The following is a 17,142-nucleotide window of genomic DNA, read 5'->3' on the forward strand; positions in this document are numbered from 1 at the left end:
GAGCAAATTCATCACTCTGGCAGTTTTTAGTTAAAAGTTAATTATAGAGATTGAACCAATGCATTACCAGCTAGCTTTACGAACACCAGGGATTTTGCCTTGCAATGCGAGCTGACGGAAGTTGAGCCGCGATAGGCCAAACTGACGCAAGTAAGCATGCGGACGACCATCGATCTTATCACGACGGTGAATGCGTACGGGTGAAGCATTTTTCGGCAGGGTGGCGAGCCCAGCGTAGTCATGAGCCGCTTTCATTTGAGCACGTTGATCAGCGTACTTCGCAACTGTAGCTTCAATGCGTTGTTCTTTAATAATCTTAGATTTTTTTGCCATAAACTGAATTCATTCCTCCTAAAATTGACTAACTTAATGTGCCGATAACAATACTTGTTGCCAAGAACTGTAACGATTACTATTTAGTGTAACAGATATGCTTACTAAAACAAAGCATTTTACACACTTGATCCAAATCAAGTTTACTTTGGGATTTACCTGTTACAATATCTTGTATATGAGGAGGTGCCAAGATGCGAGAACAGAAACTGGGTACACACGATTGTATTCAACTGGTACCAATTTTTAAGCAATTGACAACGGTTGAATTACAGCAGGTGAGTGCCATTGTCCATGAACATGTTTATGAAAAGGGCGATGTGCTGTTTAACGCTGGTGACGAGGCTGACCAGTTGACTATTATTGCCGCTGGACAGGCCAAAGTTTATCAACTGGCTGCAAATGGACGTGAACAATTATTATACTTACTTCAATCTGGAGATTTTGACGGTGAAGCAGCGCTTTTTAATCCGGTTATACGGACAAGTTATGCGGAAGCGCTGGTGCCAACTCAGGTATGCTCGATCCAACGTTCGGACTTTCAGGCGTTGTTGGCAGAGGCACCGCAACTCGCACTTGGGATCCTGAATGAATTTGGTAAACGAATCAGTCAACTAGAAGGTAAGGCAACAAGTGTGACCACGAGTTCAATTGGCGGTCGCCTTGCCGACTATTTAGTCGAAACGGCTGCAAGTTTTCCAGCACAGACAATGTTCACATTACCGCTTCAAAAGAAGGAAATAGCCGTCTACTTAGGAACTACGCCGGAAACAATTAGTCGCAAACTAAATGAATTTCAGACTGCCGGTTGGTTAAAGAAGGGTCGCGGTAATCAAATTGCAATTCTGGATGAAGATCAACTGGCATTACAAGATTGATTTCCGAAAAATTACGCCTGATTTTCAGTTAGAACAGGCGACAGAACTAAAGAAGATAGCGTCTTATGATGATTCAAGACGTTGTCTCCTTTAATTTCTTTAATTAACGAACACACCGCGTCCTGCACTGTAAATAGACCACAAAAGGACTAGTATTCAAAGTTGAAAATACGAAAGCGAGAGCACTAGACACCATCTTTTAAACACCTTAAAAGCGATTCACATAAAAAGGCAGACAACTTATCAAAAAAATCAAAATTTTTTTAAAAACAGAAAATGCCCGTCTATCAACCTGTCTAGTCCATTTTGAAACTTTTCGGACACTTAGGGGGTAATTTGTACTTGATGTAAGCGCTTCACTACGGTATGCTAGTCACGTGCTTAAGATATTAGGGACAAGCTTTCACGTACATATCAAGATGGTTTTAACGAATTTTTGTAAGCGGGATTGTAAGCGCTTTACTGACAACTAATTAACAGCTATAATACGTATGTAGTGAAAAAGTCAATCTTATGCCATATAATTGACATTGTTCCCGATTGAGTCGTGAAGGGAGGTGCATACGAAATGCTAGCAATTGTTTTAGCCAGTCACGGTAGCTTTGCGGATGGCATTAAGCAGTCTGCCACAATGATCTTCGGTGATCAGCAAAAAGTGGCCACCGTGACGTTCATGCCAGACGAAGGTCCAGATGACTTGAAAAAGAAGTTTGACCAGACGCTGGCAAGTTTTGACGATGATGATCAGGTGTTGTTCCTCGTAGATTTGTGGGGTGGATCACCGTTTAATGTTGCTAGTCGGATCGTTGCCGAGCACACGGACCGGATGGGTCTAATCACTGGTTTAAATCTGGCAATGCTGATTGAGGCGTATACCGTTCGCAACCAAACATTGGATCAGGTGGTCCCGCACTTAGAAGAAATCGCTAAGGCGGGCGTTAAACATTTGGATTTAACGACACCTGACGAGGAGGTCAACTAATGAGCATGGACATTCGGTTGGTAAGAATTGATTCACGATTACTGCATGGTCAGGTGGCAACGGTTTGGACAAAGGCAATCTCTCCAGATCGTATCCTGGTCGTGTCAGATGGCGTTGCTAAGGACAACTTGAGGAAGACGTTAATCACGCAAGCTGCACCAGCTGGTGTAGAGGTTAATGTGATTCCGGTTGATAAATTAATTTCAGTTTATCAGGATCCACGGTTTGACCAAGTCAAAGCGTTCTTGTTGTTCGAAACGCCGCGCGATGTGCTGCGCGTTGTTAAAAGTGGCGTCGAGATTAAATCCGTTAACATCGGTAGCCTGAGCTTTACAGATGGCAAAAAGATGGTTACGGATGCCGTAGCAATTGGTGGGGATGATGCACAGACTTTCCGCGAATTGCACAATGCGGGCGTTGAATTGGAAGTACGAAAGGTGCCAATGGATAAAAAACGCGATTTGATGGCGTTGTTGGCGCAGGAAGGCATCTGATTTGATTTCCGGTAGCGTTTAGTTAAAACTAAATGTTGCGAATAATTAATGGCTTCACATTTTATTAATTTAGGAGGGACACACATGGTAGGGATTATCTTAGCCAGTCATGGCGGCTTTGCTGAAGGTATTTACCAATCAGGTGAAATGATCTTCGGCAAACAGGAGAACGTGCAAACGGTCACCTTGCTGCCAAGTGAAGGCCCAGATGATGTCCACGCCAAGTTCGAAAAAGCAGTATCGACGTTTGATGATCAAGATCAAGTGTTGATTCTGATCGACCTTTGGGGTGGAACACCATTTAATCAGGCAAACAGCCTGTTTGAAGAACACAAGGATAAGTGGGCTATTGTGACCGGCATGAACTTGCCAATGGTCATTGAAGCTTACGGCTCTCGGATGACAATGGATAACGCACATGAAATTGCTGCGCATATCCTACAAACGGCAAAAGATGGTGTACGCATCAAGCCAGAGTCGTTACAGCCAAAGGAAGAAGCTTCCAAGGCTGACGCTGGCAGTACCCAGCCAAAAGCTGCAATAGCACCAGGAACAGTCTTAGGCGATGGGCACATCAAGTTTGGATTGGTGCGTGTCGACTCACGTCTGCTTCACGGGCAAGTTGCCACTGCATGGACCCGTTCTGTTAATCCAGACCGCATTATCGTTGTTTCAGATAATGTTGCCAAGGATAAGTTACGTAAGAACATGATTGTTGAGGCAACACCACCGGGTGTTAAAGCCAACGTTATCCCAGTCGACAAGATGATTGAGGTTGCCAAGGATCCTCGTTTTGGTGCTACAAAAGCGTTGGTTTTGTTTGAAACACCAGAAGACGCATTACGTGCCATTCAAGGTGGTGTGGATATCAAGACGTTGAATATCGGTTCAATGGCTCACTCAGCTGGCAAAGTTGCTGTCAGCAAGGTTCTGTCACTTGGTAAAGAAGACGTTGAGACCTTCGATAAACTTAAGCAAGCGGGCATTAAGTTCGACGTTCGGAAAGTGCCGGATGATTCATCAGCCAACATGGACGCTATCGTCGAAAAGGCTCGTAAAGAACTACAAAATTCATAATTTTTATCACATAGATAGGAGGATTTTCAAATGTCTGCTATATCAATGATTCTGATTGTAATCGTTGCATTCTTTGCCGGCATGGAAGGAATCTTGGATGAATTTCAATTTCATCAACCCTTGATTGCTTGTACGTTAATTGGTTTGGTTACTGGTCAATTGACAGCCGGACTTATTTTGGGTGGTTCCCTTCAAATGATTGCCTTAGGTTGGGCGAACATTGGTGCCGCTGTTGCACCCGATGCCGCATTGGCATCAGTCGCATCTGCTATTATTTTGGTTCAAGGTGGTCAAGGACGTGCAGGTGTCAGTTCAGCTATCGCGATTGCGATTCCACTGGCCGTTGCTGGTTTGTTCTTAACCATGATTGTTCGTACCATCACGGTTGCCATCATCCACATCATGGATGCTGCAGCTGAAAAGGGTAACTACCGCACAATTAATATGTGGCAAGTAATTTGTATCTGTTTACAAGGTTTGCGGATTGCGATCCCAGCAGCATTACTGCTGATTATCCCAGCCTCACAAGTGCGGGCAATGCTTGAAGCGATGCCTAAGTGGTTATCAGATGGGATGGCCATTGGTGGTGGCATGGTTGTTGCCGTTGGGTACGCCATGGTTATCAATATGATGGCTTCTTCTGAAGTTTGGCCTTTCTTCGCAATTGGTTTTGCACTTGCTGCATTGACTGACCTGACTCTAATTGCTATTGGTACTATCGGCCTTTCCATGGCTCTGATGTACTTGAAGCTTGATGAACATGGTTCAAATGGCAGTAACGGAGGCGGTGGCAACAATAACACCGGTGATCCGTTAGGCGACATATTGGACGACTATTAAAATTAGGGGAGGGAAACGAAAATGGCTGATAATAAAACTGATACTAAAAAGATTAGTTTAACAAGAAACGACCGTTTAAAGGTTGCTTGGCGGTCAACGTTCATCCAAGGTTCTTGGAACTATGAACGTATGCAAAACGGTGGTTGGCTATATTCACTTATGCCTGCCCTGAACAAGTTATACACGAAAAAAGAAGACCGAATTGCCGCATACAAACGTCATTTGGAATTCTTCAACACTCACCCATACTTAGCTTCACCAATTCTTGGTGTTACGCTAGCTCTTGAAGAAGATCGTGCCAATGGCGCGCCAGTTGACGACGTTGCCATTCAAGGGGTTAAAGTTGGGATGATGGGTCCGTTAGCCGGTGTTGGTGACCCAGTCTTCTGGTACACCGTTCGTCCTATTGTTGGTGCCTTAGGTGCCTCATTGGCGATTGCTGGTAACATTGTTGGACCAATTCTGTTCTTCGTTCTTTGGAACTTAATCCGTTGGGGATTTATGTGGTACACCCAGGAATTTGGTTACCGTGCCGGTTCACGAATCACTGATGACTTATCTGGTGGTTTACTACAAAAAGTTACTCGTGGTGCTTCCATGATGGGGATGTTTGTTATTGGGGCCCTGATTCAACGTTGGGTTAAGATCGACTTTAAGCCTGTTGTTTCACGGATCAAATTGCAAAAAGGTGCCTACATTGATTGGAATAAACTTCCTAAAGGAAATAAGGGAATTCATGATGCTTTGACTCAATACAATTTGGGGAAGGGCATGGGATTAGATCATATCAAAATCACGACATTGCAAAATAACTTGGATCAATTGATTCCTGGTTTGGCGGCCTTGTTACTGACCTTCTTATGTATGTGGCTATTAAAGAAGAAAGTTTCACCAATCATTATCATTCTTGGTATTTTCATCGTTGGTATTTTACTTCACGTGGTTGGTTGGCTTTAATCAAAAGTTACGGTTTGTTAGGGGCACTCATTTTCGGGCAACCGGAAGTAGGTGCCCTTGGCATTATAAATAGGTTATTGTTGCTGCATTTGAAAATGGTGGTTAACGTAGTATGATGCGGATAGGCATTTGAATACAGGTTAGGAGAGAAGAACATGGTTGAATCACTGAATACAAAAGTTGAAATGGTTATCGATGGCACTTCCTATATGGGGATGGGCGACTACGGCAAGATTATGGTCGGTGATAAGGCCTTCGAGTTTTACAACGATCGTGACAGCAATAAGTTTATCCAGATTCCATGGGAGGATGTCGATTTAGTGATTGCCTCCGTGATGTTCAAGGGTAAGGTGATTCCTCGTTATGCCCTTCAAACAACTCGGAACGGAACTTACAAGTTCTCTTCGCGACACTCTAAAGCTGTACTTCGAGCCATTCGTAATCATGTTGATGCAGATCATATTGTTCGTTCATTGACGTTCTTCCAGGTTATGCGCCGGAATCTAAAAGCGCTATTTACCCGGCGGCCACATTCAAGAAAACAAAAACAACAGTAATTAACTGTCAAAATTGTAAGCACCACGCATTGTCACTTGTCGGCAATGCGTGGTGCTTTTTGTTTTTTAATCACGTTAAAAGGGAGTGCTATACTAGAAATCATTAACTAAAATATTAACTAACAGAAAGAATGACTGTAAACTAATGGGAATCTTTTTCGAAAGTGCACAGGGTGTTTTAATTATTATTCTGATGGTGGCTGTGGGGTATGCCCTCGCAGGCAAGGGGTGGTTCAATGAGAACTCAACGCGATTGCTCGCTAAGTTGGTGACCCAGATTGCCTTGCCACCGTACATGATTATTTCTATTACACGGGATTTTTCCAAACGTGAATTGTATGCCTTATTGCCTGATTTACGTTTTCCTGTCATTTCAATGATGTTGCTGATGATTCTTGCGTGGGGGCTAGTATATGTCCTTCAGATTGATCCAGGCCGCAGGGGCCTGTTTACATCCATGTTCTTTAACTCAAACACAGTGTTCGTCGGGCTGCCAATTAACATGGCCATCTTTGGTAGTAAGAGCTTGCCATATGTTTTGGTATATTACATGGCCAATACGACGATCTTTTGGACGATTGGTGTCTATTTTATTCAGCGCGATGGGTCAGTTGGGGAGCATCTCACGTTTGGCATGATTTTGCGTAAAATCTTCTCTGCACCACTGATTGGGTTCATGATTGGGGTTGTTCTGGTCTTGATCAACGTGCATTTGCCAAAGTTTTTGAACCAAACATTCACGTACCTGGGCGGTTTAACGATACCGTTATCTATGCTTTTTATCGGTGTTTCTGTGTACAATGCAGGCCTTAAGAATATGCGGCTGAATCGAAGCAGTTTGGGTGTCTTGTCTGGGCGGTTCATCTTTGCGCCGGTTTTGATGATTTTGCTTGTTATGCATGCGGATATGCCGACACTGATGAAGCAAGTTTTCATTTTGCAGTCTTGTATGCCGGTAATGACAAACGCACCTGTGGTTGCTAAGTTGTATCATGCAGACGCCGATTTTGCGTCAATTATGGTTACAGAAACGACACTAATGTCACTTATCGTGGTCCCAATCATGATGGTTTTGATTCAAAAAGTGGTTTAATCCTTAGTAAATTCGTAACAACTTCACTTTTTCTTAATTTTTTTGTGCCTACATGTTTGACAACAAGTTGCGTTAAACCGCGTTGTCAAGGGTTTTTCATAGAGAAATGTAACTCTACCGTAATATTCGTAATAAAGTGTTATATGACTGGTATGGACCTGTTACACGCGAAGACTAGTATTAATCACAGTAATTGCTACATAGAGTCGTTCAAACGGGATGAATTGTTTAGGAGTGAATAACGTGAAAAAGTCTATTAAAAACGTATTATTAACAACTGCTGGTGCTGCCAGCGTTTTGGCTGGTGTTCAACTATCAGCTAATGCTTCAACTGTAAAATCAATTAAAGGTGACACCGTGTGGGCCTTCGCACAAAAAAACCACACCACTGTTGATGCCATTGTGCAGGCAAACCATTTGACTGACGCCAACTTAATCTATGTTGACCAGGACTTGATTATTCCTGATGACAATGACAGCAAAACGTCATCATCACAAGCTAGTCAAGCTGCGCCAACTGCTAGTCAGGCTACAAGTCAAGCTGCAACATCAGTTACTAGTGCTGATGCTAACGGAGACTACACAGTTGTTGCTGGTGACACGTTAAACGCCATCGCTTCTAAAACCGGCAAGTCAGTTTCTGACTTAGCTTCATTGAACGGTATCTCAAACGTTAACGTTTTGATGGTTGGTCAAGTACTGCACACAACTGGTACTGCTTCACAAGCTGCTAGTCAGGCACCAGCATCACAAGCGAGTCAAGCCTCACAAGCTAGCCAAGCACCTGCTTCACAGGAAAGTCAAGCTTCACAAGCTAGCCAGGCCCCTGCATCTCAGGCTTCACAGGCACCTGCTTCGCAAGCAACTAGTGTTGCTAGCCAGGCCGCTTCACAAGCCCCAGCATCACAAGCCTCACAGGCACCTGCTTCACAAGCAGCACCTGCAACAACTAACACGACTACGCCAGCACCTGCTGCCACTACAGCAGCCTTTGGTGGTGCTCAGGCTGCCGGTACTGCCGGCTTCTACAGCGGTGTTCAAGGTTACCCAGCTGGTCAATGTACTGCCTTTGTAGCTGGTATCTTACAGGCCGAAGGTGTTTCTAGCTCTAAGTGGGCTTACCTTGGTAATGGTAATGCCTGGGGTGCTAACGCTGCTGCCCGTGGCGTTGCAGTTAACCAAACACCAACTGCCGGTTCAGTTGCATTCTTTGGCTACATGCACGTTGCTTACGTTACTGGTGTCAACAGTAACGGCACGGTTAACATCATTGAAGGTAACTTCAATGGTCAGGCCTACAACGCACGGACTATCTCTGCTAGCGAAGCTGCTGGATACATCCACTTCTAAATTGAATTTAATTAAAAGAATCGTCCTTGTGGCGGTTCTTTTTTGTTTGAACTAGTTTCACTTCACCTTACTGGCATGGTACGATAATTGATGTGAACTAATAACACGTCAGTCTAAGTAAAAGAATTAAGACGAGTTGGGATGAGAGAAATGGTAGAGTTGGTTATTATTCGTCATGGTGAGAGCACGGCAAATCGTGACAATATTTATACAGGGTGGACTGACGTTCCGTTAACACCTAAGGGAATCGAGCAGGCACAGCAGGCTGGCAAAATTCTGGCAGCAACTGGGTTACAATTTACAGATGTACACACTTCTTTGCTACAACGTGCGATACAAACAACCCATCTAGTCCTGGACGAGATTCATCAACTTTGGCTTCCTGAACACAAAAGTTGGCGGTTAAATGAGCGTCACTATGGCGCCTTACGTGGGCTTAATAAAGATCAAACACGAATTCAGTTCGGTGCAGACCAGGTGGCCAAGTGGCGCAGAAGTTTCAATGTTGTGCCGCCGCTTTTGGATCAGCCAGATCATTTAGAGGATCGGCGGTATGCTAGTTTTCCAAAGACAATTTTGACGCGTGGCGAAAGTTTAGCCATGGCCTACGATCGTTTGATGCCATATTGGGTGGACGAAATCGCACCACGTCTGCTTGATGGTCACAATCAACTTGTTGTGGCTCATGGCAGCACGCTGAGAGCGTTGATCAAGTATTTGGATCATGTTAGTGACGCAGACATTAGCAAGGTCGAGGTGCCCAATGCGGAGCCAATCCACTATACGTTCGATGAGCATTTAAATGTGATTAATAAACGGATTTTGTAATTTTTAAGTATAACAAAAGGGATTACCAACATTTGCGTGAGCACATGTCGGAAACCCCTTATTTTTTTGGCCTTGTCAGTGGAAAGCTAATGGTAAAAATGGTTCCTTGTGGATGATTATCAGTGATAGTGACTTTGCCGCGGTGGCTGTCAATGATCCACTTAGCAATTGAGAGGCCGAGACCGTTGCCACCTGTTGCACGACTTCTTGACTTATCAACGCGATAGAAGCGGTCAAAAACGTGCGCTTTATCTTGATCTTTGATGCCTATACCCGTGTCTTTTACTTGAAGTTCCCAACGATTGCCGACGAGTCGAGCCGAAAAGCTGATAGTTGCGCCTGACTCAGTGTATTTCAGCGCGTTGTCCAAGAAAATGACAATCAATTGGTGGATTCGTTGCTTGTCGATTACTAAATCACGGTCAAGCTGAATGTTCTCCTCAAAGTGTTTATCCTGGCTGTCTGCGATTTCTGAGTAGGGTTGAATGACTGTTTCTAAAAATGGTGCCATCGCGACAGACTCAGTCCGAATCTGTGTCATATCCGAATCTGAACGCGCTAGTAACAATAGATCACTGGTTAGCGAATTCAAACGTCTTACTTCAGAAAGTGACATGGTGATTTGTTCAGTTTGATCCATGACCTTATCATTTGGGCGGGTTAACATTATTTCAAGTTTGTTTTGGATGACAGTCAGTGGTGTCCGTAATTCATGGGCAGCATTGGCTACGAATTCGCGCTGTCGTTGCCACGATCGGAGAATTGGCCGCATATTGAGACGCGCCAGCACATAACTCAGCAAGATTGAAATTAACCAGAAGGTTACCATCGTCCACAATAGCGTGCGTTTGAATACACCAACAGAAACGTGTTCAGAATCGGTGTTAGTCACAATCATTACGTAGTAGCCACCATAGCCCAACGCATTGTTGGCAGCCGGAACTTTGATTGTCATTGTGCGAAAGTTATTTTGGCCGTTGACGCGAATATCACGCAGTTCGTTCAAATGATGTGGATTAAGTTTGATTTGTTGAAGCACATTAACATAATCGTTTTGGGAACCCGTTTTTTTCTTCTTTTTTGGCTGGTTAGCGGAGTTATTTGTGTTTGGCGTGCCGGCCGTCGGATTGCCATTGATGAGTGTACCGTCTGAGTCGAACACCAGCAGAGACGTTCGAAAAGCAATGGCTCGGTATGCGTCCTGACTGGCCGGTCCGCCAGTGACACGTTGCCCAAGTAATATTTGACGTTGCACCTTGATTCCGCGCGTGACACTTTGATAAATGGAGGGTTGAAAAACCTGCCATAAGATAGTGCCCAATGTGAGAAAGATGACGGCGAAACTGATGAGTTCGCTGACAAATAGCCACCACTGTTGTTTGCCGAAGGCGTGTTGTGCTTGTTTCGTTTTCACTGTTCTGCTCCCACAAGGTAGCCAGCGTTACGCAATGTTTTGATGTATGCGTCCGCACCGGTTGGCTTGAGTTTTTTTCTGAGGTTTGAAACGTAAACTTCAACTACTGTAATGGATGTTTCAGAATCAAATCCCCAGAGGCGATCAAAAATTTGGTCCTTGGTCACAATCGTTCCCTGGTTCTGAATAAAGTACACGAGTAAATCGAATTCCTTACCGTTCAACTGGACAGGGTTGTCATTAACAGTAACAGCATGGTTTTGTAAATTAATACTGATGCTGCCCATAGTCAGAATATTTTCGTTTAGAAAGCTGCCACTACGTTTTAACAGTGCTCGCACCCTTAATAAAAGTTCTTCGCGATGGAAAGGCTTGGTGAGATAGTCATCTGCGCCTAAGTTAAAGCCACGAATTTTGTCATCCAAACCGTCCTTGGCGGTTAAAAATAGGACAGGGACGTCTAGGTGTTGTTCCCGAATGGCCTTGAGCACGTCCAGACCACTTTCCAATGGCAGCATCCAGTCGAGAATGATGAGATCATAAATTCCCTGAGTGGCCATGAATTCACCGTCTTCGCCATCAAACGCCTGGTCGCAGGTAATCACGTCGGTGAGCAATTCCTTGATGCTGTCTGACACAGTGTGGTCATCTTCAACAATTAAGCCTCGCGCAAGTTGTTGCATAATTTGTCTCCCCCTCGAAGATAAAAATTCTCTAGTTGTTAAACTTGTTTTATCAAATGTAAATTTATTTGAGCATTGGATTACTTTTGATTATTGTAGTCGAAAATGCCCTCCGATGCGACTGCTGGAACCAAACGACTGGATGGATTAACTAGCCAGCCATTGTCACAGAGTTGGTGATAAGTTTTGGTAACCGGCACCCAGATTCCTTCACGTAAAATGTCAGCGATAGTGGCCCAAAATAATGGATCACGTTTTTGTTGGCGTGTGACGTTCACTTCAAACTTTTGACCGGCTTCTGTTTCGGCCACAAGGGTAGGGCATTGTGCCACAATAACTTTTGCTGAAATTAAATCACGAGAATCCTTTAACATATCGATCACTCCATTCGAACACAAGATGTTTAGTTCATTCCGATTGCTTTGGAACATGATTAATCATATTGAACGCAACATAAAGAGAGCTTAAAAGCTGGAAAAGAAAAAGTAAAGGGACGTGGAAAATGGCAAACAAAAAGCTGTGAGCATTAAACTCACAGCTTTTATCATGTACTAAATGTGTATTTATTAAGCTAAGGCACCCATTGGATCCCAAGGCTGTAACATTTTCGGTTCTTGTGCCTGAGCCTTTTGCAGGTTTTCAGGCATGAAGTTCTTGTTAACAACAACTTGGTAGCAGTATTCATCCATCCAGGCATCGCTCATAACAAAGTAACCTTTGTCACCAACTTTATCGCCCCATGAATTTTCAACCTTCCACTTAGTTGGTTTGCCATCGACAAGATCAACACCGGTTAAGACCATGGCGTGGGTCATCAGACTTTCGCCGTAGTCCAAGCGTTCTGCCTTGCTCATGGAGAAGTCAACGTCGAATAATTCATCCTTAGCGTAAACTTTAGTGTCCATGATGCCGTTCTTACGGTCAGAACTTTGACCAACATCACAGCCGAACCAGACACTTTGGCCGGCTTGTAATTGTGCAATGGCCATTTGTTTGAAGTCTTCCATTGAGACGTTCAAATGTTTAACTTCACGGCCACCGACCACGTTACCTAACATTTCAACGGTGTAGGTCTTGTTATATTCCTTGTCATCAGTTGGCGCATTGATGATAGAAACATATTGAGACAGATCCCAATTAACATACTTGTCGTAGAATGTTTTAGGCGTTAAATCGCGATCAATATGGTATTCCTTGTTACTGTCACGGTATTCGAAATCAAACTTAGTGACAGGTTCACCGAAGCTGTAAGATAAGATGCGATAAACTTCTTGTAATTTACGATCTTTCATTTCGTCAATTTCTGCGCGGCTAGCCTTGTTAGCGACCAGTTCACGGAATTCAACGGCGTCCTTACGTAACTTCAGGTTTAACAAACTATTGATCTGACCAGAAGCAGATGAGTTAAAGGTTTCTGGCATTGCGGATTGTGGCACAACCCCATATTTTTCAATGATGGCGCAAATCATGTCCCATTGACCACCGTCTTGTTGAGGCGTTTCCATCAAAAAGGCAACTTTACGGTCATCTAATGGCTTGTCGGCCGTGTTGATGACGTTTTCGTAAAAGTAGTTAGCCTTTTCGAACTTGTCCCAGAAGTAGGTGTAGTTTTGGGATAATTCAAAGTCACCAGGTAAGTTAAAGGTGTCCTTCATAGCGTGGCGCATGGTGTTCAATGCGGCAAACATCCAGCAACGCCCACTTTGCTTCTGATTAGCGACATGACCAGTGTCCAAATCAATGGAGAAGATTGGTGTCATGTTGACATTTGCAATGTCATCTTGGGCAGTTGCTAAGATACCGTTTTTCTTAACGGCACGTTCCAAAACAGAGGCATCCTTGCGCTCTGACAATTCGCTTTCGTAACGGCGAATTTGATCAGGTGTAATTTCAGTACTCAAATGGCTCACTCCTTTTTATATGCATGCAAACAGTATACTGCATTAGAAGAACATTAAAAAGAGGTGAGTGGACGCAAACTAGATTTGTGCTTCCACGATGGGTGAAGTTGTTAAACGAGGACTGGTTCATGACGTTTTTCGTTGTTAACGCTAGTGACTGGATAACAGCTATATAGGTAACTAAAAAAACAGACAATCAACGTTTTGCTGATTGTCTGTTTTTGTGCATATTCAATTAACGGTCCAAGACCATGTCATAAGCGACATTTCGTTCGTCTGGTTGGCCGCCCGTGACGGGGACCAAACCGATGTATGAAAAACCATTCGTTTCGATTACATGTTGCATGCCGAAGTTTTGCGGATGAGTGTCAATCCGCACGCTCTCAACTTCTGGGTCGAGACGGATCTGTTCCAACATGAGATCAAAGAAATCATGTGTGAGGTGATGACCACGAGATGCTTTCGCCATGGCAACGCGATGAATAGACACGTAATTTGTTTCTGTGCCAGTTACACGCCATGTGCCATCCGTGATTGCTTCATACGGGTGATCGATACCTTTCACGAGAGAAGCAATCGCTAAAATTGTACCTTCGTCGTCTTTTAAAGCAACAGTTTCGCCGCGATCAATATCGCCAGCGATGACGCTGTCTTCTGGATAACCATCTTGCCATTGATTGATTCCTTGTTCTGCCAAGAAGTCACGGGCATCAGTAATGATGTCCTTAATTGCTGGTAGGTCGTTCATTTCTGCGAAGTGTAGAGTTACGTTAAGCGTTGATGTTGTCATGAGACTCGCTCCTTTTTATTGGTGACATAACGAGGACCGTTCATTAAACGATATCGAATTTACGTTCAATGACTTATCTGTGTTATGACACGCGCAATGTGCTGCTAATAGCAGCCAGGTTGATTCACGAGGAATCATGACAGTGACCATATTATGGGTGGGTAACTCCTCATCAGTTACACTTTTCATTGGCTGGTCACTGCCTGATGAAAAGGTCATTTTGTCGACCACGAAGAAGCATTTTACACGGTTTACTTACAAAAGGCTAGTGTTTTGAACATTAATTTTTAACTCATAATTTCAATTATAAAAAAGGTTCCAAAGGCTTGCAAAATCAAGTTATGTGAAACTTTCACAACAGTGCACAGAGAACTCTAATCAGACGCTACTGCAATGTCTGAAAGCAAAGTTGTTAGTCGAAAGATGAAACTGTAAAAAGGCATAATCCGTTACGACTTTGTCAACAATCTTGTTGAGCTTGAAATATTTGATAAGAAATGCCGCGCACGAGAAGTAATATTTTAGGTACTGAAACAAACAGTACGATAACTCATTATTGTTTAATACATCGTAAATACTTGCCTTATACAAACTTTATCGCTAGTTATGATGGCGCACGGTCTATATTGAATAACACTCAGCATCGGTTCTTGAAAAAAAGAAGCTTATGCTGATTGATGACAATCATTTAGGAATGAGCAAATTGGACGAAAATAATGAGTTGAAGTGTTGCTTGAATCGTTTGGCTTTTAAAACACTAGCTTACAGACGCAAACCACTCTAGACACATTTTTAGGAAGTTTAAATATGGCAAAACAGCAAACCGCGACACAAATTGTAATTGAAATGATGGATGAAAGTTATCTACGTGATTTTCTCAAAGTTGAGCAACATTTAAAATGCATTGGAAAAAATCTTGGTGTGGGATGGCGCGGACTATCCTTGCTTAACCAGATTGCAAAAAATGATCGGATTACTTTAGACGTGTTGGCAAAACAAAATCATATTACCAAGGGTGCGATTTCAACACAAATAAAGACGTTGTTGCAATTTGGACTAATTGAAGTTGAGGTTAGTCCGAATGATCGGCGTCAGCATTTTATTCATCTTACACTCAAGGGAAAACGAGTGATCAAAGAATTAGATGTTCACGAAAAGAAAACGGTCGCAGCGATTCTTGAAAAAATGAGTCTTAAGGAAATCACACAGTTGAGTAAATACTTTGAACACTTTGTAGCTGTGTTAGATTCAAATGTAGAGGACTAAAAACATTGTGTGACCGATCACGATTTCAGATCAGTTAATCATTTCGTGTTGCGTCATGTCATTGTTATTAGGGACACAAACAGTACTTATTTATTGATTCACTGATTTAACTTTAAGCAAGATCATCTTCAAACAGTAAAACGGCCATTCAGGGGAAATCTGAATGGCCGTTTTACTGTTTGTTTGCGGTGCGAATTGTGTTTGCTGTTTGTAAATGACTTGTCAAAAATAACCGATTAACTTAACGTGAAGACAACTTATTTGTCGAGTAAATCGTTTATCCATTCGATCGCTAAAGTTAACCAGTGGGCTACGTGTGGTAAATCTGTCCCTGGTTTCCAGGCCGTAACATTGTTGGCAAGCGCCAAGCCGTGTGGTCCGTGGTTAAAAACATGGAGTTCAAGTGGTAAGTTGTGATTATAACTTTCCTGAACGTACGATAATGTGTTTGTTACAGGAACCGCTTGATCTTCATTAGTAACCCAAGCGAAAACTGGCTTATTTTTCACGGTGACGTGTTGTTCAGCTGCATACTTAGTTGGATCGTCAGTCCATTGTGCAATGGTTTTTTCATCCTTGGGAAAACCTAATAATGGGCTGATGACGGGATAACCAAGAATGGCGCCGGCTGGTTCCAACACGCTGGCGGTGGCACCGGTGGCCTCACTTAACCATGATGAGGACCAGTAATCATTATAGAGTGCCACAATGTGACCACCAACTGACATCCCAAACGGAATGATAGCATTGGCATCGACTGGCCAATCAGGATTTTGCTTGAGTTGACTAATCGTTTGACCGAGTTCAACTATCGGTGCTGGCAGTAGGGGTGTAACTTCGCCGACGAAGGAGTACCGCAAGTAGACGGCATTGAAACCCTTGGCAAAGAAGGTTAAAGCGACACTTTCAGCTTGTGCTTCAGGAATATGGGTATACGAACCACCAGGCACAATTACGATAGTTGGAAAAGTGGTTTGACCTTGTTGACCGGGTCGATCTTGCATAAAACCTTTATAATAGCTGTGTTGGTTTAACATTTTTTTGACAATTTGCATGACATTCACCTCGTGTTTATGATAGAGCCCAATGGTGACGGAGTGCAACTAATTCGTGATGTAACGGCAAAATTGATTGGAAGGTAATGAGGATGGCAATACCACTAAAAACGGCACGTTTAGAGCTACGAAGTATTCGAGAATCTGATTTATCGGCTTTCACTCAAATTGTTGGAAATCCGCGTGTTGCGATGCCAGCCGGTTTTCAGCCGGTTCATAATGAATTTGAAGCACGGTTTTTGATGCGCCAAACATTGGGGCAACGCTGGATTTGGGGCATTACCCGTCAAGCAGAGGACCAAATTATTGGTACCGTTGGACTATACGGCAGAACAGGACATGATGGCGCATTGGTGCACGGTGAACGGGATATTGGCTACATGCTTAACGAAAATTTTTGGGGTCACGGATATATGCCTGAGGCAGTGATGGCGGTCTTAACTTATGGCTTTGATCAGGGGCTACAAGCAGTGTGGGGATCTTATTTTTCAGATAATGAACGCTCGGCGCGTATTTTTGAGCGGTTTGGTTTTCAATTTGATCATGAGATTCAGCATTCGGCAACTGATTTTTTTGCACCAGGGAAAACAGAGCGTTTTTTTCGGTTAACACCAAATGATTTTGCATTGCATCAGTAAAATGTG

The 17,142-nt window shown here is 43.3% G+C and carries 19 protein-coding genes; 12 read left to right on the forward strand and 7 right to left on the reverse strand.

What is annotated here, in order from left to right:
- Positions 1-63: 63 nt before the first annotated feature.
- Complete coding sequence (rpsN, locus tag LDK34_RS07185; protein WP_017262606.1) at positions 64-333, reverse strand: 30S ribosomal protein S14; 270 nt, start codon at positions 331-333, stop codon at positions 64-66.
- Between the two features lie 194 nt (positions 334-527).
- Here rpsN and LDK34_RS07190 point away from each other — a divergent pair, with 194 nt between their 5' ends.
- The 10 genes from LDK34_RS07190 (at position 528) to LDK34_RS07235 (ending at position 9,389) form a co-directional block, all read left to right on the forward strand.
- Positions 528-1,211, forward strand: a complete 684-nt coding sequence (locus LDK34_RS07190; RefSeq protein ID WP_178942127.1) for a Crp/Fnr family transcriptional regulator — start codon at positions 528-530, stop codon at positions 1,209-1,211.
- 568 nt (positions 1,212-1,779) lie between these two features.
- A complete protein-coding gene (locus LDK34_RS07195; RefSeq protein WP_178942128.1) occupies positions 1,780-2,193 on the forward strand; it encodes a PTS sugar transporter subunit IIA in 414 nt (137 codons plus the stop codon).
- The gene (locus tag LDK34_RS07200; RefSeq protein ID WP_178942129.1) at positions 2,193-2,687 is read left to right on the forward strand and encodes a PTS sugar transporter subunit IIB; all 495 of its coding nucleotides are present in this window, start codon (positions 2,193-2,195) and stop codon (positions 2,685-2,687) included. The genes LDK34_RS07195 and LDK34_RS07200 overlap by 1 nt, the downstream gene beginning before the upstream one ends.
- 84 nt (positions 2,688-2,771) lie before the next feature.
- Positions 2,772-3,764 (forward strand): PTS sugar transporter subunit IIB, encoded by a 993-nt coding sequence (locus LDK34_RS07205; protein WP_178942130.1) that lies wholly within the window; start codon positions 2,772-2,774, stop codon positions 3,762-3,764.
- Positions 3,765-3,794: 30 nt separating this feature from the next.
- Positions 3,795-4,604 carry a PTS mannose/fructose/sorbose transporter subunit IIC gene (locus tag LDK34_RS07210; protein ID WP_178942131.1) on the forward strand — a complete coding sequence of 270 codons (810 nt, stop codon included), beginning with the start codon at positions 3,795-3,797 and terminating at the stop codon, positions 4,602-4,604.
- Positions 4,605-4,625: 21 nt separating this feature from the next.
- On the forward strand, positions 4,626-5,561 hold the full coding sequence (locus tag LDK34_RS07215) for a PTS system mannose/fructose/sorbose family transporter subunit IID (RefSeq protein WP_178942132.1): 936 nt from the start codon (positions 4,626-4,628) through the stop codon (positions 5,559-5,561).
- Positions 5,562-5,716: 155 nt separating this feature from the next.
- Positions 5,717-6,118 (forward strand): DUF956 family protein, encoded by a 402-nt coding sequence (locus LDK34_RS07220; protein ID WP_178942133.1) that lies wholly within the window; start codon positions 5,717-5,719, stop codon positions 6,116-6,118.
- A gap of 145 nt (positions 6,119-6,263) precedes the next feature.
- Positions 6,264-7,211, forward strand: a complete 948-nt coding sequence (locus LDK34_RS07225; RefSeq protein ID WP_178942134.1) for an AEC family transporter — start codon at positions 6,264-6,266, stop codon at positions 7,209-7,211.
- Between the two features lie 243 nt (positions 7,212-7,454).
- Positions 7,455-8,561, forward strand: coding sequence for a LysM peptidoglycan-binding domain-containing protein (locus tag LDK34_RS07230; protein WP_236941615.1), 1,107 nt, complete (start codon positions 7,455-7,457; stop codon positions 8,559-8,561).
- A gap of 150 nt (positions 8,562-8,711) precedes the next feature.
- The gene (locus LDK34_RS07235; RefSeq protein ID WP_178943439.1) at positions 8,712-9,389 is read left to right on the forward strand and encodes a 2,3-bisphosphoglycerate-dependent phosphoglycerate mutase; all 678 of its coding nucleotides are present in this window, start codon (positions 8,712-8,714) and stop codon (positions 9,387-9,389) included.
- Between the two features lie 58 nt (positions 9,390-9,447).
- On the opposite strand, the gene LDK34_RS12645 is transcribed toward LDK34_RS07235, so the two are convergent.
- The 5 genes from LDK34_RS12645 to LDK34_RS07260 form a co-directional block, all read right to left on the reverse strand.
- Positions 9,448-10,803, reverse strand: coding sequence for a sensor histidine kinase (locus tag LDK34_RS12645; RefSeq protein WP_178942136.1), 1,356 nt, complete (start codon positions 10,801-10,803; stop codon positions 9,448-9,450).
- The gene (locus tag LDK34_RS07245; RefSeq protein WP_178942137.1) at positions 10,800-11,486 is read right to left on the reverse strand and encodes a response regulator transcription factor; all 687 of its coding nucleotides are present in this window, start codon (positions 11,484-11,486) and stop codon (positions 10,800-10,802) included. Before LDK34_RS07245 ends, LDK34_RS12645 begins: the two co-directional genes overlap by 4 nt.
- Before the next feature lie 80 nt (positions 11,487-11,566).
- Positions 11,567-11,860, reverse strand: a complete 294-nt coding sequence (locus tag LDK34_RS07250) for a hypothetical protein (RefSeq protein WP_178942138.1) — start codon at positions 11,858-11,860, stop codon at positions 11,567-11,569.
- Positions 11,861-12,052: 192 nt separating this feature from the next.
- A complete protein-coding gene (locus LDK34_RS07255; RefSeq protein ID WP_420871580.1) occupies positions 12,053-13,375 on the reverse strand; it encodes a C1 family peptidase in 1,323 nt (440 codons plus the stop codon).
- A 247-nt stretch (positions 13,376-13,622) separates the two neighbouring features.
- Positions 13,623-14,177, reverse strand: a complete 555-nt coding sequence (locus tag LDK34_RS07260; RefSeq protein WP_017262621.1) for a hypothetical protein — start codon at positions 14,175-14,177, stop codon at positions 13,623-13,625.
- 807 nt (positions 14,178-14,984) lie between these two features.
- Between LDK34_RS07260 and LDK34_RS07265 the strand changes: the two genes are divergently transcribed.
- Positions 14,985-15,443: a MarR family winged helix-turn-helix transcriptional regulator gene (locus LDK34_RS07265; RefSeq protein ID WP_236941616.1), complete on the forward strand. Its 459-nt coding sequence runs from the start codon at positions 14,985-14,987 to the stop codon at positions 15,441-15,443.
- A gap of 257 nt (positions 15,444-15,700) precedes the next feature.
- On the opposite strand, the gene LDK34_RS07270 is transcribed toward LDK34_RS07265, so the two are convergent.
- Entirely contained in the window at positions 15,701-16,498 is a 798-nt protein-coding gene (locus LDK34_RS07270; protein ID WP_178942141.1) for a lp_1002 family arylesterase, read from the reverse strand.
- Positions 16,499-16,590: 92 nt separating this feature from the next.
- On the opposite strand from LDK34_RS07270, the gene LDK34_RS07275 reads away from it, so the two are divergent.
- A complete protein-coding gene (locus tag LDK34_RS07275; protein WP_178942142.1) occupies positions 16,591-17,136 on the forward strand; it encodes a GNAT family N-acetyltransferase in 546 nt (181 codons plus the stop codon).
- Positions 17,137-17,142 lie beyond the last annotated feature (6 nt).

Source organism: Furfurilactobacillus milii, assembly GCF_021654115.1.
Classification (GTDB): domain Bacteria; phylum Bacillota; class Bacilli; order Lactobacillales; family Lactobacillaceae; genus Furfurilactobacillus; species Furfurilactobacillus milii.

Coding starts and splice junctions, on each gene's coding strand:
- LDK34_RS07250 (WP_178942138.1), bottom strand. CDS start 11,860: ATGTTAAAGGATTCTCGTGATTTAATTTCAGCAAAAGTTATTGTGGCA.
- LDK34_RS07245 (WP_178942137.1), bottom strand. CDS start 11,486: ATGCAACAACTTGCGCGAGGCTTAATTGTTGAAGATGACCACACTGTG.
- LDK34_RS07195 (WP_178942128.1), top strand. CDS start 1,780: ATGCTAGCAATTGTTTTAGCCAGTCACGGTAGCTTTGCGGATGGCATT.
- LDK34_RS07215 (WP_178942132.1), top strand. CDS start 4,626: ATGGCTGATAATAAAACTGATACTAAAAAGATTAGTTTAACAAGAAAC.
- LDK34_RS07225 (WP_178942134.1), top strand. CDS start 6,264: ATGGGAATCTTTTTCGAAAGTGCACAGGGTGTTTTAATTATTATTCTG.
- LDK34_RS07220 (WP_178942133.1), top strand. CDS start 5,717: ATGGTTGAATCACTGAATACAAAAGTTGAAATGGTTATCGATGGCACT.
- rpsN (WP_017262606.1), bottom strand. CDS start 333: ATGGCAAAAAAATCTAAGATTATTAAAGAACAACGCATTGAAGCTACA.
- LDK34_RS07265 (WP_236941616.1), top strand. CDS start 14,985: ATGGCAAAACAGCAAACCGCGACACAAATTGTAATTGAAATGATGGAT.
- LDK34_RS07190 (WP_178942127.1), top strand. CDS start 528: ATGCGAGAACAGAAACTGGGTACACACGATTGTATTCAACTGGTACCA.
- LDK34_RS07275 (WP_178942142.1), top strand. CDS start 16,591: ATGGCAATACCACTAAAAACGGCACGTTTAGAGCTACGAAGTATTCGA.
- LDK34_RS07205 (WP_178942130.1), top strand. CDS start 2,772: ATGGTAGGGATTATCTTAGCCAGTCATGGCGGCTTTGCTGAAGGTATT.
- LDK34_RS07210 (WP_178942131.1), top strand. CDS start 3,795: ATGTCTGCTATATCAATGATTCTGATTGTAATCGTTGCATTCTTTGCC.
- LDK34_RS07200 (WP_178942129.1), top strand. CDS start 2,193: ATGAGCATGGACATTCGGTTGGTAAGAATTGATTCACGATTACTGCAT.
- LDK34_RS07270 (WP_178942141.1), bottom strand. CDS start 16,498: ATGCAAATTGTCAAAAAAATGTTAAACCAACACAGCTATTATAAAGGT.
- LDK34_RS07235 (WP_178943439.1), top strand. CDS start 8,712: ATGGTAGAGTTGGTTATTATTCGTCATGGTGAGAGCACGGCAAATCGT.
- LDK34_RS07260 (WP_017262621.1), bottom strand. CDS start 14,177: ATGACAACATCAACGCTTAACGTAACTCTACACTTCGCAGAAATGAAC.